11 protein-coding genes are annotated in these 16967 nt (G+C 48.9%); 6 read left to right on the forward strand and 5 right to left on the reverse strand.

Annotation, left to right across the window (positions count from 1 at the left end):
• Position 1 precedes the first annotated feature (1 nt).
• From DS731_RS00905 to DS731_RS00915, 3 genes are all read right to left on the reverse strand, one after another.
• Positions 2-382 (reverse strand): Rieske (2Fe-2S) protein, encoded by a 381-nt coding sequence (locus tag DS731_RS00905; protein ID WP_119499566.1) that lies wholly within the window; start codon positions 380-382, stop codon positions 2-4.
• Positions 366-1298, reverse strand: coding sequence for a VOC family protein (locus DS731_RS00910; RefSeq protein ID WP_119499567.1), 933 nt, complete (start codon positions 1296-1298; stop codon positions 366-368). Before DS731_RS00910 ends, DS731_RS00905 begins: the two co-directional genes overlap by 17 nt.
• A gap of 184 nt (positions 1299-1482) precedes the next feature.
• The gene (locus DS731_RS00915) at positions 1483-2634 is read right to left on the reverse strand and encodes an alpha/beta hydrolase family protein (RefSeq protein WP_119499568.1); all 1152 of its coding nucleotides are present in this window, start codon (positions 2632-2634) and stop codon (positions 1483-1485) included.
• A 500-nt stretch (positions 2635-3134) separates the two neighbouring features.
• Between DS731_RS00915 and DS731_RS00920 the strand changes: the two genes are divergently transcribed.
• The gene (locus tag DS731_RS00920) at positions 3135-6200 is read left to right on the forward strand and encodes a TonB-dependent receptor (RefSeq protein ID WP_119499569.1); all 3066 of its coding nucleotides are present in this window, start codon (positions 3135-3137) and stop codon (positions 6198-6200) included.
• A 141-nt stretch (positions 6201-6341) separates the two neighbouring features.
• Here the strand turns inward: DS731_RS00920 and DS731_RS00925 are convergent, their stop codons facing one another.
• Positions 6342-7340, reverse strand: a complete 999-nt coding sequence (locus tag DS731_RS00925; RefSeq protein ID WP_119499570.1) for a sugar phosphate isomerase/epimerase family protein — start codon at positions 7338-7340, stop codon at positions 6342-6344.
• Positions 7337-7735, reverse strand: a complete 399-nt coding sequence (locus DS731_RS00930) for a C-glycoside deglycosidase beta subunit domain-containing protein (RefSeq protein ID WP_119499571.1) — start codon at positions 7733-7735, stop codon at positions 7337-7339. The genes DS731_RS00925 and DS731_RS00930 overlap by 4 nt, the downstream gene beginning before the upstream one ends.
• Before the next feature lie 217 nt (positions 7736-7952).
• Here DS731_RS00930 and DS731_RS00935 point away from each other — a divergent pair, with 217 nt between their 5' ends.
• The 5 genes from DS731_RS00935 (at position 7953) to DS731_RS00955 (ending at position 16944) form a co-directional block, all read left to right on the forward strand.
• The gene (locus DS731_RS00935; protein ID WP_119499572.1) at positions 7953-9641 is read left to right on the forward strand and encodes a GMC oxidoreductase; all 1689 of its coding nucleotides are present in this window, start codon (positions 7953-7955) and stop codon (positions 9639-9641) included.
• Positions 9642-9650: 9 nt separating this feature from the next.
• A complete protein-coding gene (locus DS731_RS00940) occupies positions 9651-10859 on the forward strand; it encodes an MFS transporter (protein WP_119499573.1) in 1209 nt (402 codons plus the stop codon).
• Between the two features lie 359 nt (positions 10860-11218).
• Positions 11219-13552 (forward strand): TonB-dependent receptor, encoded by a 2334-nt coding sequence (locus DS731_RS00945; RefSeq protein ID WP_119499574.1) that lies wholly within the window; start codon positions 11219-11221, stop codon positions 13550-13552.
• 99 nt (positions 13553-13651) lie between these two features.
• A complete protein-coding gene (locus tag DS731_RS00950) occupies positions 13652-14299 on the forward strand; it encodes a Qnr family pentapeptide repeat protein (protein ID WP_119499575.1) in 648 nt (215 codons plus the stop codon).
• Between the two features lie 320 nt (positions 14300-14619).
• Positions 14620-16944: a TonB-dependent receptor gene (locus DS731_RS00955; RefSeq protein WP_119499576.1), complete on the forward strand. Its 2325-nt coding sequence runs from the start codon at positions 14620-14622 to the stop codon at positions 16942-16944.
• Positions 16945-16967 lie beyond the last annotated feature (23 nt).

A 16967-nucleotide genomic window follows, 5' to 3' on the forward strand; every position in this document is an offset into this window, starting at 1 on the left:
TTCATGCTCTTTTTGTTTCTGAGCCAGGGTACCAGACCAGATCCCCGTGACTGTTTATTTCTACCTGTACCGGCGTTAAGTGAGTCCCTTTACAGGGGCCGGAAATACATAAACCGGTGTTGCGTTCGAACAGTGCGCCGTGTGAGCCGCATTTAATGAACTGGCCAGACCCGTCCAGAAAAGCATCTTTTTTCCAGGCCATGGACGCATGTTCGTAGCCCTTGTGCGGACAACTGTTACGAAAAGCAGCAATACTGCTATGGCCGGTTCTCACAACAAAAATAGACGCTGCCTGCTGTGCGCCGGTGCTGAAACCTTTACTGGTATTCAGCGGAATATCGTCCAGCGCACACAGGGTGATGCCATCAGTGCGGATCGCCACCGGGCATCCATTTTTTCACCAGGGTGAAATTGAAAATTTGCGAGGCATCTGCGCTGGCCATGGCTTCCCGTGGCGTCCAGCTGTCATCATGCAGATCCATATCTGCATCGTATTCAACGTGCACACCCATGGGGCTGTTGAAGTACCAGAAGTAGTTTGAACCGAAGATATGCCTGCCCGGACCCCAAAAGGTTTCGTAGCCTTTATCCTGAAAACGTTTGCCCGCCAGTAGCAGCTCGTTAGGCCCGGCCAGGTGGAAAGTAAAATGCTCACAACCCTGCATATGCGGCGGGGTATCAATGAGAAACAGTGAGTGGTGGTCAAGGGTGCCCTGCGGGCGCAGAAACGGCCCTAACTGGGTGAAACGATCGGCAACCCGGAACCCGAGCCTGTCGATGTAGAACGACTCTGCCTCTTTAATATTCGGAACGAAATAAACGACATGAGACAAGCTGGCAGGAATGATGTCGTAGCTGTCATCTGCGCCGGGTTCATTTACCGGACGCTGTGGTGCGAAACCGGGAGAATTAATCTGCTCATTTTTACCGGTAAACGCCCTACGGCAGGTGATTTGAAACTTCAGCGCAAAACCGCTGTTGTCCACGGTAGACAGGCTACCGTCCTCACCGGTGACCACTTCACGGTCAGTGCTCAGTTCCGCCCTGATGGCATCCAGTGTGGCCTGGTTATCTACGCCATACACGGTTTGTCTCAGCATTGATGCGGTAGGTAACGGTGCAGGTAGTGCTGCATTATCTTTATGCCTGATGATAACAGCGGTGCCATCCTGTCCTTCAAAGCGGCCACCCTCATCAGATACATCCACAGGAACAAGGCCGTAATCGGTGAGGTACTGACAACAAGCCTGTACGTCGTCAACACCGAATACCAGTTCGTCTAAACCAACTATATTCATGGTAAATCCATCATTTCTTTAACTTAAAAGCAGTGTAGAGAGATGGGGAGCGGGTTTGAAATCGCTTGATTGGATGAAGGTTATTTACAACTCAGATACAGGATGGAAACAATTGGTGGGCAGATGAAACAAGCACACCGGAGAGGATTCCGGTGTGTTTTTTGGCGTCAGCTTTAAAAACGTGTTACTTCATTTTCTCAAATTCTGCTGCGCACCAGTCGGCAATGTAATCCCGCATGCCGGTACCGTTATCTGCGCCACAGTGTTCAATTTCGAAATCTTTTTTGGTGAATACACGAATATGGCGGTGTGCACTGTTTACTGCCTGTTCATATGAACGATAGGCGTTACTTACCGGAATCTGGCGGTCGCCTTCACCGTGGGTAACCAGAAACGGCATCTTCATTTTCTCAATTTGACCGTCCAGTGTCACATTGGGCATATAAGCCATAAAGTCATCAAGGTTTTCCTTTCCCCATACCCACAGCACGTGATCCCAATAATGTGGCACAGGGTTCTCACCTTCACGCTCCATGCGCTCTTTTTGTCTCTGGCCCCAAACATGATTAGCACCCATTACTGCGCACAGTGCAAAACGGGGTTCATTTGCAGCCGCACGTGGCGCGTAATAACCACCCAGTGATAATCCGAAAATGCCGATGCGACTGGCGTCCACATCATCACGTGATGCCAGATAGTCGAATGCCGGTGTTGCCCACTTTTCTGTATCGTACACCGCAGTCAGGCCGCGTTTACGCAGTGCTTCTCCGGTACCGGGCTGATCCACAAACAAAGTGTACATGCCCCGGTCCAGGTTAGATTTACCATGACCCGCCATGTTCACCTGTTCTTTCATCGAGTCCAGACCATTTACTGAAACCAGCGCCGGACGCTTAATGCCACTGCCGTCGTGAACGAAAATTGCGGGGTAAGACGTGCCTTCGTAAGGAATATCCACAAAATCGACATATAAACCACTGCACTCTACGTGTTTACGGTACAGCGCAAGGCCTTTGTCATAGGCTTCCCAGCGGGGAGCATAGTCTCTGGATTGCATGCGTTCGGCAGACAGATAGTAACCGGATGCGCGGGCGTACTTTGTTCCGGCAGACAACAAATAGCCTTCTTCTTCATCTTTGCGGGCGTTCTCTTCGACCTGCTTCGCCACTGCAATCCAGCTGTCAAAAAGCAATTCTGTACCGGCATCCTCGCCATTAGCGGCAGCCTCCAGAATAGGCCGGCAAGCTTCATCCACTTCGCCGTGATTGCCGCCGCATACGAGCGCCAGATTAACTTGCAGATTCCAGACGTAATTGCCCTTGAACGGTTCGAACATAATGGACTCCTGATACGGACAGACAAAGCCTGCCCTGATTTTCGAAAAACAAAATTATCCGTTCATCTTTGCTCATCATCGAAGAGGCTTTCAACGAAATCCGCATCGTTTATCCGGAATGTCCCTATCGCCCCGGCGAATACTCAAGGTAATGGCAGTGTAGTGAAGAGAGTGAAGTAACGGTGTCAGAGAAAAGTACAGAAGGGTACAGGTAGTTTATTACATGTAAATGACTATCGATATCATTTGTTAAGTGCCTTTACAAAATGCTTGCAATCAAACGCATGTTTAATATATAACCTACCTGTTACATTAAATTAACCTTTTAAGCGTTTAATGCAACAAAAAGGGCGATAAAGAGAGAAATAGCCCGATACGCGAAATGTGTGATGGGGTCTGAGAGCCAAAGCGTGAAACCATAATGACATCGATATCACGGGGCGATCAGTAAGGGACATGCATTTCATTTGTGTCACAAAAACTCAATTGGAAACCAAATAATGTTTAAAAAATCAAAACTGTCATGCGCGGTGGCAGGTACTCTAAGCGTTGTGGTTGCGTCACAGGCCTTTGCTCAGCAAGCGCCGGAAGAAATGGAACAGATTGAAGTCCGTGGTGTTAGGGGATCACTGTCTCAGTCTATGAACGTGAAACGTCAGTCATCTGGTGTTGTTGACGCCATTTCGGCAGAAGACATGGGTAAATTCCCTGATACTAACCTGGCAGAATCACTTCAACGGATTACCGGTGTATCAATTAACCGGGTAAACGGTGAAGGTTCTGAAGTTACCGTGCGTGGTTTTGGTGGTAACTTCAACTTAATCACGTTAAACGGCCGTCAGATGCCGGCTGCAAACGTAGCATCAATTACCGGTAACTCAGATGACCAGGGTGCTTCCGGTTCTACCCGTTCATTCGACTTCTCTAACCTTGCCTCTGAAGGTGTAAGCGGTATTGAAGTATACAAAACCGGCCGTGCAGCAGTACCGTCAGGTGGTATCGGTGCAACGATTAACATTAACACCATTAAACCACTGTCTCAGGGTGAAAACCGCATGTCTTTCGGTGCTAAGGCAATGAAAGACGAAAGTGGTGACGGCGTAACGCCGGAACTGAGTGGTATGGGTAACTGGTCTAACGACGACAATACCCTGGGTGTAGCAGTATTTGGTTCTTATCAGGAACGTAATTCCGGTAGCCGCGTGATGAACGTGTCTCAGTATCAGCTGTTTAACTGGGATTCTACTTCACCGGGTACCTTTGGTCTGGTGGACGGGGCAACTGTTACCAATCCACCGGAAGAAGGTCAGCTGGTGGCGATGCCACCTAACGTAGGTTACGGTGTGAACGAAGACAGCCGTGAGCGTTTAAACGGTATGGTTACGTTGCAATACGCTCCGTCAGATACTCTGACCATTACTGCTGATGCGACCTATGCAAGCAATACCATGGAATCCACCTCTATCACTGATGGTGTCTGGTTTGCCCGTCAGTTTACTGACATGGAATTCGATGGTAACCCCATTGTTGCCACACCTATCCGTTTCAGTGAAGACATCGACGGCGGTAAAGACTTCTTCTTCCAGAACCTGGCGCTGGCCGCGAAAGATGAAATGCACTCTTTCGGCTTAAATGCGAACTGGTGGGTGTCAGACGAACTGAACCTGCGTTTCGACGTGGCGTCATCAGAAGCTACAAGTGGTGGTGATGGTCCTTCCGGTAAAAACGTTGTACGTATGAACGTTGCCGGTGCAACTGCTGGCTGGCAGACGGTTGACATGTCTTCAGGCTTCCCGCAAGTGAGCATCGTGGTAGACGACTCAATTAAGGGTAACAATAACGGCATCTTCGATATGCCGGACGTAGGTCCTCAGGTAGCCCGTGCCATTGAATCTAACCAGAAGCAAACTGTTGATCAGGTCCGCTTTGACGGTACCTGGGATCAGGGCGCAGACGTGAAAATCGACTTCGGTGTAGGTTATATCTCTACTGAGATGAACCAGAACCGTTTTGAGACCGAAGCGCAGCTTGGTGGCTGGGGTGTAGCTGATGTAGGTAATATTCCGGAAGGTCTGCTGGAAATCACCTGTACTGCCTGTGCGTTTGAAGATACCAATATCACTGGCGTAGCTGGTGCTGACGCCATGGCTGTTCCGGCCGGTTCAACGACTATTCCGTTAGGTAGCGTGTCATTCAAGGGGAATGCGGTAGAACTGGTTAACGCCATCGCGCCTATGTACGGTTACACTCTGGATACGTTCAACGCGATTTCTTCTGCTGATAACACAGTGAAAGAAGACATTCTGTCTTTATACGGTATGGCGTCAATGGACGGCGAACTGGGTGGTTTCGAGACTAATCTGGTAGTCGGTGCACGCTATGAGAAAACAGACGTAGAGTCGATTTCTTTACAAACCGTTCCGCTGCAAATCAACTGGGTATCAGACAACGACTTCCGTATGGTTCTGGGTGATGAAACGCAGGCACTGTCGCAGAAACATTCTTATGAAGCGTTCCTGCCGAATATCGACTTCTCGATTAACCTGACTGACGATTTGAAAGCCCGTGCTTCTTACAGCATGACGCTGGCCCGTCCGGCCTATAACCAGATGTACACTGCTACTACAGTGGGTGCGCCTGGTCGTCCTACCTACCTGGGCGGACAAGGTTCCGGTAGCCGTGGTAACGCCGCGCTGGATCCGCTGGAATCAAATAACTTCGATCTGTCTTTAGAGTATTACTACGGTGATGCGTCTATGGTGTCTATTGGTTACTACCGTAAGGACGTAGACAACTTCGTAGGTACACAGCAGGTTTCTCAAGGTCTGTTCGGTCTGCTTGACCCTACTTCCGGTGCAGCCGGTACCGTGTCTGCTGAAGCGATTGCTGAACTGGAAGCCCGTGGTGTAGAAGTGACAGAGCGTAACTTCTTTACCATGACAGCACTGTTAACCAACCCGGATAACTTCCCGGGTGGTGCTGATGAGTTCGAAGAAGGTCAGGCATTCGCAGATGCAGTATTTGCTTCAAACAACGTTGAGCCGCAAGCCGGTGACCCGGAAATGCAGTTTGAGGTGACTCAACCTGTGAACAACCAGAGTGCACGTATCTCCGGTTACGAGTTCGCATGGCAGCATTTCTTCGGCGACAGTGGCTTCGGCTACCAGGCTAACTTCACCATCGTAGACGGTGATATCGGTTACGATGTAGGTGCGAGCCCTGCCATTGAGCAGTTCGCACTGGAAGGCTTAAGTGACAGTGCTAACCTCGTATTAATTTACGAGAAGAATGGCCTGTCTACCCGTATCGCTTACAACTGGCGTGACGCGTTCCTGGCAGAAGTTAACCGTTCTGTATCGTCACAGCGTAACCCGCTGTTCATTGATGAATACAAGCAGTTAGATTTGAACGTAAGTTATGACTTCACTGATGACTTCACCATGAGCCTTGATGTCATCAACTTACTGGAAGAAGGTCAGCGTCAGTATGGCCGTACACAAAACAACACGTTCTTTGTTCAGGAACTGGACAGACGTTTTGTACTGAGTGCCCGTTATAGCTTCTGATTGAAGTTATAACAACCGTTGAAACCGCACCTGATAGTTGAGCAGGTGCGGTTTTTTATGTCTGCCGTAAATAAAACAGAAATAAAAAAGCGCCGTCCCCACGCAAAAAGAACGACGCTGAGTAGTGCTCAGAAATGAGGATCAGTACTGGCTGATGATGTGGCGGCACATCTTGTGATGTTTTTCGACCATATCAAATGCGCTGACTTCATCAGCATCCCAGAATGCATGACCTTCCCATTCACTGGACATGGAAATTTCACGGTCTGCCTGTGCAAACACTTTCAGTATGGCCGCGTAATCAATGGACGGAGAGTCAGTGTTGTCTTCGTTAACTTCATAGAACTTACCGTGAATATGTACTGTGCGGTCCAGCAGTTCTTTCCAGTCTTCCGGCTTCTGACGGCCAAACATAGTGAAGATTAATCGGGCCTGGGCAACAGGCAATTCTGGTTCACCGGCGGCTTTGGCCGTTTCCGCAAATGCCATGTAACGTTCAATCGGCGTGCCTTCTGCCTTCCAGTGCGCTGTTAACGAGGCAACACCTGCGTCTGACAGACCGGCCATTTTAAGTTTATCAATCATGCCCGGCGCAATAGCACGCATACTTGAACTGAAGTCAGGAACAAAGCCCAGGTATTCAGAATCGATACGCTCGTACACCTCACGGGTAGCCATTACTTTTGGCGTGTTAGGCCCTTCAGGTGCGTGAATTTCCATACCCAGTTTTACGTTGGCTTTACGGGCGATTGGCTCCAGCTTTTCCAGTACCTCAGGGGTCAGACCGATCTGAATACGCATAACCGGGAAGCCCATTTCGCCGGCAAGTTCAATTTGCGGGCGCATGAATTCCACGCTTTGATCGGTATCCATCCAGGCTTTCGGATGTGTGGCGATGTCAGCATTACCCGCTAATGAAGTAAGCTGAAGTTCGTTTCGCTCAACAGCATTTAAGAAATCGCTGATGTCTTTCTTATCGACCTTGCCGGGAAAGCCGCGCAAGCTCTGAAAACCAATCATCTCAAGGCCCGGGCCTAATTTGCGCTTACCCACTTCGTCGATGAGCGAGGGCAGGGTGTACTGGCCGGATAACCATTCATTAGTCATCGAATAAATTGTCACGCCTAACTGAATACTCATTGTACGGTTACCTCTTTTTCGACATCTGTGCGTTGTACCAGCGGGAAGTTGGGGCCGATGATGATGTATGGAATGCGGGTAGCCAGAGACACCGCCAGTTTCGTCTTTTCGCCGGCATTGACCGGAGATGCATCCGGCACCTGAAAGGTCAGTGCATCCTGAACAAACCACCAGTCTTCGGTACGGTCTGCCAGTGCACTGAGAGGTAACAGTTCACCCTCCCACTTCAATTTCACATCCTCACTGGTAAAAGACTTATCGCCCAGTGTGATAGTAATGCTTTCAATACAAGACAAAGGTAATGAACGATACCAGGCAATATGCACCGCAACGTCATAACCCTCTGATGTGCGTGAAACGGCATCGTCCCGGATCACGTTAGCTTCGAGTGTCATAATGAATCTCCAGATAATGTGTCAATCAATATTGGAATTTGTATTCCAAATTGTCAATCATGTTTTTAACAAAATTGTTTCATATAATTGGTTTTAAGGTGGATTCTCAGAGATTTTTGTAAAAATAAAGATCTTTTTTTATCTTTTTTAGGCAGTTTTAAGGTTGTGATTGTTCTATTTTAGAATTAAAGTTCTATAAAAATTGTGAGGTGCAATCATGAACACAACAAAAGAATTTGATGCCATTGTGGTGGGCTCCGGTGCGACCGGTGGTATTGCCGCAAAAGAGTTGACTGAAAAAGGTCTGGAAGTCCTGTTGCTGGAAGCCGGCCCTGCGCTGGATGAAGCCATTTTCAACCGTCCGCCACTGAAGCGCCCCGTGAATGTATGGGACCGCATGAAAGCCGGTGTATCTGGCCATCATACTCAGGCACGTTGTTCATGGTATTCACCCGATAAAAAAGAATTGTTTGTAAACGATTTTCAGAATCCGTATACCACCAGTGGGGATGACTTCTTGTGGATCCGTGGCCGTCAGGTAGGTGGACGTTTCCAGTCTTGGGGTCGTGTTGCGGTGCGGATGTCTGATTACGACTTTAAAGCTGCATCCCATGACGGATTTGGCGAAGACTGGCCTATCGAATACAGCGATCTCGTACCTTACTATGAGTCTGTGGAAAAAAGCCTCGGCGTTATTGGCCGTAAAGAAGGACTGGATAATTTACCCGACGGGGAGTTTATCCGCGAAGCAGGACTCAGCTCGTTTGAAGAAAAATTCAAGAATACCATTCAGAATAAGTGGGAAGACCGCAAGCTTACGCCGTGGCGCTATGTGCAGTCATCGGCAACCTTGCCGGATGATACCGGCAGTAAGCATATTACCTCGCCAATTGCTGCGGCACTGGCAACAGGTAAACTAACATTACGTGATAACGCCGTTGTCAGCCAAATCGAAACTGACGCTTCAACGGGCCTTGCTACGGGTGTGACGTTCGTTGACCGCGAATCAAAACAGAAATACACCGTAAAAGCCAATGTAGTGATGCTGTGTGCATCCACCATTGAAAGTGTGCGTCTGTTACTGAACTCAGCTAATGCGGCTAATCCCGATGGATTAGCAAACGGCTCCGGTGTACTGGGTCAGTATTTTATGGATCAGACCAACGGCGTGGTGTTTGGTAGCATTCCCGGCCACACCGGCTTTGAACTGGTTGACGGCAAGCATCCCGGCGATAACCACGGTGGTTTCTACATTCCCCGCTTCCAGAATCTGTCTGCTGATGACAATCGTTACGATTTCATCCGCGGTTTCAACATTCAGGGCATGATTGGCCGTATTCCGGTGCCGGATACCATCCCGACACTGTTCGGCTTAACGGTGCAGGGTGAAATGCTGCCCCGTCAGTCTAACTGCATTACAGTAAGCCGGAGCAAAAAGGATGCGTGGGGTATTCCGGCTGCCAATATTCATATTCAGTTGTCGGACAACGAAAGGAAGATGGCAGCAAAACAGATGCAGACCATTCTGGAAATGGTAAAAGAGATGGGCTGGAATGTGGAAATTGCTGCCAGCTTGCTGGATATCCATAATCCGGACTCTCTGATGCCAACGGCGAACTGGTTTGAGCGCATGATGTTCCGCCAGTCTTACAAGCGCAGTCTGGGTCTCGGCTCTGCCATTCACGAATGTGGCGGCGCTAAAATGGGCGCAACAGCGGAAACGTCGGTCCTTAACAAGCATAATCAATGCTGGCAAATTCCTAACCTGTTTGTCACCGATGCAAGTAGTTTCGTCACGAATGGCGCCTGTGGGCCAACGCTGACGTCGATGGCCCTGACAGCGAGAGCGGCAGAGTTTATTGCCGGCAACTATGAAGGCAAGCCATTGACAACCCAAGCGGTGTAAACAGCGAGTATGACCGTGAAAAATACCTCATCAGGGGCAATGATCTTTGTTTACTGTTCATTGTTCCTTGATGCCATGGGACACGGCTTGCTTGCGCCGATCATCCCTACGCTCATCGGCGAGCTGGCAGGCGTTAATGTCTCTGAAGCTGCTGTATACGGCGGCGCAATTGTTGCGCTGTTTGCCACAGTACAATTCTTTGCGACGCCATTGCTCGGCAATTTAAGTGATGCCATCGGGCGCAGGCCGGTGCTGGTCACATCGATTTTTGCATTTGGCATTAACTACATGCTGATGGCAATTTCCCCTTACCTTGCCTGGCTCTTTGTGGCTCAGGGTTTTGCCGGTCTGTTTGGCGCAACACCCGCTGTGGCTGCTGCCTTTATTGCTGACAGGTATAAAGCCGGAGAACGGGCAAAAAGGTTTGGAACCCTTGGCGCGGCCTATGGCCTGGGATTTATGTTTGGTCCTACGCTCAGTGGCTTATTGGCTGAATGGGGGCACAGAGTCCCTATCTGGGTTGCCGCCGGATTGATCCTGACTAACGCGGTGGTGGGGCTGTTTGTTTTCAAAGAATCGTTACCCGAATCAGCACGTAAGCCCTTCCGGCTGGCCGGTGCCAGTCCATGGGGAGTATTTAAGCAGGTCAGCGTGAATAAGGCTGTGCCTAAATTGTTGCTCGTAGTGCTGTTGTTACACATTGCACTGAATACTGTACCCGTCGTGTGGCCGTATTTTACGACCTGGCAGTTCAACTGGACCGCCAGAGAGATAGGTTTGTCTATGGGCTTCTATGGCATATGTAGCATTATTGCTCAGGGCATTCTGGTGGGTAAATTATCAGCCAGATTCGGTGACAAAGCTGTGGCGTTAATTGGTATGTCCGGCCTGGTGATCAGTTCGCTGGCATTTGCCTTCATTACCAGTCAGTGGTTCATATTAATCTTTATCTTCCCAAGCGCCATGGGCTTCATGAGTAATGCCGGATTAATGAGTCAGCTGTCAGCCATGACCGATGCCTCGTCTCAGGGCGCGGCGCAGGGGGCGTTTTCTGCTACACGAAGTCTGGGTGCCATTATCTCACCGCTGGCGATTCCCCCGTTGTTTCATTTGTTTACCACACCGGACAATACGTTACCGGTTTTCGCAGGGATCCCGTTTTTGTTAGCTGCGCTGTTGGCCCTACTGGCGATAATCGTCATGAAACGCACCGTCTGACCGGCGAAAAGCGCAGGCGACAATTACTCTTTACATTGTTTAATGAATGTTAATTCTAAAAGTGTGTGGAGCCGGTTTTTTCGGCTTTATGCACTTTTTTCGTTCGTGCCATGTATCCGATGATTTAATTAATGTTATTTTTAATCAGTAATTTAAAGTCATTATCCGTTATCTAAATAGTCAGTATTGATTAATTTAATGTTAACAATCTGTTGACATTATTTGTCTCGATCTATTAGTTTAGAATGGCAATTCACATTTCAATTAGTTGGTTTGTGAATTGGGAGAGCGACACAGCCTTACAACAACAATAAAAGGCTTACCGCTCAGAACATGACATAACACTGACTGGTGGACACATGCCTTACATCACACTAAAAAAATCAACACTGAATACTGCTATCTGCTGCGCTTTAGGTTTTCTGACAACGTCCGTTCTGGCACAGGAAACCACCTCAGAACAAACGAATGAACCGAAAGGCAGTGATCTGGAAATCATTGAAGTGACTGCGCAGAACCGTGTTCAGTCAGTCAACGATGTACCGATTTCAATGAGCGTTGTCAGCGGCGAGCAGTTAAAAAATGCCGGTGTGACTGATATTCAGACACTGAACCGCATTGCGCCGGACTTCGTTACCACAAACGATTCAATAGCCACTAAGGTATCCCTGCGTGGTATCTCTACGGAAAGTTCTGATGAGGCGCAGGATCAGTCGCTGACAGTCAGTATTGACGGTGAATACATAAACCGTCCCCGTGTGATGAACGCGGCAATGTTCGATGTGCAACGTGTTGAAGTACTGCGTGGACCGCAGGGCACGCTGTATGGCCGTAATGCCACAGGCGGTGCGGTAAATATTATTGCCAATAAACCACAACTGGGCGAATTTACCGGTGAAGGTACAGTGGATGTGGGTAATTTCAATTCCCGTAAAATTAACGGTGCGGTAAACATTCCAATCGGCGATAACGCAGCGACCCGTATTGCTGTGACGTCTACGCAGCATGACGGATACCGCCAGCACGCCAATCAAAATACTGAATCCGGTGACCAGGATGTGCAGGCGGCCCGTGTGGGTTTCCAGTTTGAGCCTACGGATGAGTTTACGGTTTATCTGGCTTATGAAACCAGTTCTCTTGATCAGCAGGTGCCATTCCTGGCGGCTTACGATTTGAACGCTTCCGGTCAGGCGGATGACGGCACCGGTAACTGTAATACATCAGCGGGCTGGTCGCTGGTTGGCGTGCAGGACGGGAATACCCTGTGCGCACCGTCAAATACGAATAATCTCGCTACCATCGATAAAGAGAACTTTGATGCCCCGCGCACTGCGCCGTTCGCTTTCCATAAAGTAGACAGCGACGCATACCGCGCTAACCTGACTTACAATGCAGATGATTTTACGATTTCTTATCTGGCGGGTTACCGCGACAGCACAGTGGATGCGGATGAAGCGCTGAATCCGGGATACATTTTCTATCGTAACACTGACATTAAAACGTTGAGTCACGAATTGCGTATCAGCGGCGGCGAAGACAAATTCTTCTGGCAGGGCGGAGCGTTTTATTTCAACGAAACTCAGGACGTTCACTCAGCACTGCTTTCTTACATCGGTGCATATCCAAACGGTCCCCAGGGTTACTGGGTAAACACCTTCTATCGCCCCGACGTGGAATCCGTATCGTCGGCCATATTCGGTCAGGTTGATGTACCACTGAATGACGAGTTTACACTCATTGTTGGCGGCCGCTGGACTCACGACAGAAAAACAGCGTCGCAAACTAACTTACCCAGCGGACTGACTTTTGAAGAGCAGCCTGTTATCCGCCCTATCGACACTGCCGGTGGTGTAACTGAGGATCTTGCTTTCAACAATGACGAGTTTACCTGGGCGGTAGGCCTGAACTACGAGCCTGACGATGATGCCATGTACTATGTGAAAGCCAGCAAAGGCTATAAAGCCGGTGGTTTCGACAGTACTAACAATGCTTACGACCCGGAAATCCTCTATGCCTATGAAGCGGGTGTAAAAAGTCAGCTGGACTCAGGCAATCTGAATGGCTCGGTTTTCTACTACGACTATTCAGACTTGCAGGTTGCCGTGCTGCTGGACACCACGAAAGGCGGACAAACCTTCAATGCCGGTAAGGTACGGATCTGGGGTGGTGAGGTGTCGTATAACACCTGGCTGACAGACTCTGACCGTTTCACCGCATCAGCTAACTATCTGAACGCCGAGTATACCGAGTTTGCGGCAGCCATTCCGGTACAGTGTCTGGGAGGATGCGGTACGACAGCAGTGAGCAGTATTGATGGCGAACTCATCAGTCTGGCAGGTAATTCTCCGTCGCAGGCACCTGAATTCATCTTCACTTTAGGTTACGACCACTATTGGGAAGTTGACGGTGCATCAGTGGTCGCCAGCGTCTTTTCCCGCTGGAAAAGCGACTATTACATGACCGCGTTCAACAATAATGACGGTAAGCAGGACAGCTTCTCCCAAACCGATTTATCACTGAAATACATCAGTGAATCAGAGGACTGGGAAGTGATGGCATACGTCAGAAACATTGAAGACGAACAACCGCTGACATTTTATTCTTACACAGCGGCAGGACCGGATGATGTGCAGTTGTGGAGCTTTGGTGCACCACGTACTATGGGCGTTTCTGCGACATACCGTTTCTACTGATCCGACGGTAATTGAAACTGTGTAATCTTTGCCGCCCCTCGCCGGGCGGCTTAGTTATTTTTAACGAAAAGTATTTTCAGGCAATAAAGGAATTCCACTATGCATTATCAGGGCGAGCAGTTTGAGGGAAAACATTTTGATGAAGACCTCGAAGCCGTAAAATTCGAAAATTGCCGGTTTATCGATTGTGACTTTACCCGTGCAAAATTATCAGGCGCAGAATTCTCAGGTTGTGCCTTCACCACTTCCGACGGCGATAAAGGTTGCAGCTTTTCATTTGCTGATATTCGCGACACCAGCTTCCGAAATTGTCGCCTGGCACTGGCCAGCTTCCGTGGTGCTGACGGATTTGGCGCTGAATTCAGAGATTGTGATTTAAAAGGCGCTGATTTCAGGCAGGCATCTTTTGCTAACTTCATCACCACAAAATCTTACTTTTGCTCAGTTTTCATCACCGGCTGTAACTTAAGTTATGCCGATTTCGAAGGGCAATTATTCGAGAAGTGCGAACTGACCGAAAACATCTGGCGCGGTGCGAATCTCAGCGGCGTCAGTATGGACGGGGCTGATCTCAGCCGTGGCGATTTTTCTTCAGACAGCTGGGGCACATTCAGCCTGAAAAACTGTGATCTACGCCATGTAGATTTACATGGTCTCGACATCCGCAGAATGGATTTAAACGGCGTGAAAATTTGCGACTGGCAACAGGAATCCCTGCTCAGTCCTCTCGGGTTGGTGGTGAGTTAACGTTTTTCTGTTCCTTCCGGGCCGGCTTCTCCCCTCCTGCCGGCCCTGTAATACACTCCGTTCATGCTTCGAATAATCCCTGCATTCACTCCTACGACGATACTTTGTAAATTATAATTAAAGTTCTAATTAATGATGGTTTTCTAATCATCTAATCCATACTTGCATGTATCTGAAAATAAACATCTTTTGTTATTTCATTACAGTTTTCGTAAAGCTGATATCAATTAAATTAATGTTAAATAAATTAACGGTATGTTGATCTGAATCACAAATAGAATTAGCATTCCAATAAATTCACATTAACATTGGATTGCGAAATGGAAAAGAGCAAACTGACTCTGGCGTTGTTGTCAGCTTTCATGGGCGTTTCTGCTACCGGTGCGGTTGCACAAGAGCAGGAAAACGCCGGACAACCTCAGGCGACAGAGACTGAGTATGAAGTTATAGAGGTAACTGCGCAGAACCGTTCTCAAAGTGCGCAGGATGTACCTATTGCGATGAACATTCTCACCAGCAAGGATATTGAAAAGGCAGGGGTTACTGATCTCAACGGCCTGACCCGTCTTGCCCCCGATGTGCAGATCACCAACGATACGGTTTTTACTCGTATTGCTATCCGGGGTATCGGTACCAACAGTAACGATGAAACGCAGGATCAATCACTCACCATCGCTATTGACGGGGAATACCTTAACCGTCCAATCAGTTTGAATGCATCGCTTTTCGATATTGAGCGTGTCGAAGTGCTTCGCGGGCCACAGGGAACGCTTTATGGCCGCAACGCCACAGGGGGCGCGATAAACATTCATGCTCGTCGTCCCGGTGATGAATTCGGCGGCAACGCATCTTTGACAGTAGGGAATTTTGGTCAGAAAACTTTTGAAGCCGGCGTGGACATTCCCGTCAACGACACCACCGCAATCCGCGTGGCAGGCTTAAGAGCTAAGAACGACGGTTACACTTATCATCCTAATATTGATCAGCGCAGTAACGATCAGAATGTGACGTCAGGACGAATTTCTATCACCTCTATGCCAACGGCTAATTTGTCTCTGTATGGTGCGGTGGAGCTGGTGGATGTAGACCAGGCATCCAATGTAAGCGCATATGTGAACGTAAATGAAGAGGGGAACCGTGCAGATGAAACCGGCCCTGATTTCGCTGACGGCTGTTCCGGCAGCGGCTGGCAGGAGATTGCACCGGAACTGGACGGTATTCAGTGTATTCCGGTAAATACTGATTACTTATCGCAAATAGACCGTGATAATTACGATGCGCCTGCGACAGGTGTGGGCACGTTTGAATCCAGCCAGATTGCTGCACGGGGACGGGTTACTTACTACCTCGATAACCTGGAATTAAGTTATCGCGTGGGTTACAGGGATTCTGAATCCAGCGGACAAACTCCCCTGGCTCCCGCTTACATGTTCTATAACAACAATCTGGACTCAGAGTCTTTGAGTCAGGAGATCCGTCTGAACAGCGAAACCGAAGGTGGCATCATCTGGCAAACCGGTCTGTTCCTGTTTGATGAATCCCAGTTCGTGTCCCGCGGTTTGTACACGCCTTATGCCGGTGAAAACGGCAGCTACATCACCTATTTCTACCGCCCGTTTGTTGATGCGAAGTCGTACGCTGCATTTGGTCAGGCGGAAATTCCGTTCAGCGATAAGTGGACGGCTATTGTTGGTGCCCGCTGGACTAAAGATCAGAAAGATGCGCAGTTTGATAACTTTGGCTTCCAGTTTAATTCCGGCTCAGCCCCTTTGACTGAAGGTGCGCCGACGGTACTGGATTTAGAAGCCGATGCATCAAAATTTACCTGGACGGCTGGTCTTAATTATCAGCAGAACAGCGACTCTCTGTATTACGGTAAAGTCTCTACCGGATTTAAAGCAGGTGGTTTTGACAGTGTAGGCAGTTATGCGCCGGAAACCGTAACGGCATATGAAGTGGGTAGCAAAAACCGGTATGCCAGCGGTCGCTACACACTGAATTTGTCGGCATTTTATTATGACTATAAGGACCTGCAGGTAACTGCCCTGATTGACAGCAGCACCGGTGCGCAAACCTTCAATGCCGGTAAAGCTGAAATCTATGGTCTGGAATCTCAGTTTACAGCCTATGTAACAGAAAGCGGTAGGTTAATCCTGAATGCGAACTATCTGCACAGCCAGTACAAGTCTCTGCTGGCCAGTGTGCCGGTGCAGTGCTTAGGGTGTGACCTTAACGGTGTAGGTGATTTAACCCCGGACCCGGACAATGTGGTGCAGCCAGATCTGGGCGGTAACGACACGCCGCAGGCACCGAAATGGGTAGTCTCAGCAGCGTATGATCAAATCTGGGATTTATCCGGTGGGGCAACGCTGACAGGCAGTGTGTATTTCCGCTACAAAGACAGCTATTACACCAATATCTTCAATTTCAACGACGGTCAGCAGGACGCATTTACGCAAACGGATTTAAGTCTTGAATATGCGAATGCCGATGGCGACCTCAGGATTCAGGCCTATGTCCGTAATCTGGAAAACGAACGGCCGGTAACCTTCTCGGGATATACCAGCGCCGCGTCTGACGATATTTACGCCTGGAACTTTGGCGCACCGCGCACCTATGGTGTTAAGTTATCTTACGACTTTTAATTGTGTGATTGAACAAAGCCCCG

The organism is Alteromonas sp. RKMC-009 (assembly GCF_003584565.2).
Taxonomy (GTDB): Bacteria; Pseudomonadota; Gammaproteobacteria; order Enterobacterales; family Alteromonadaceae; genus Alteromonas.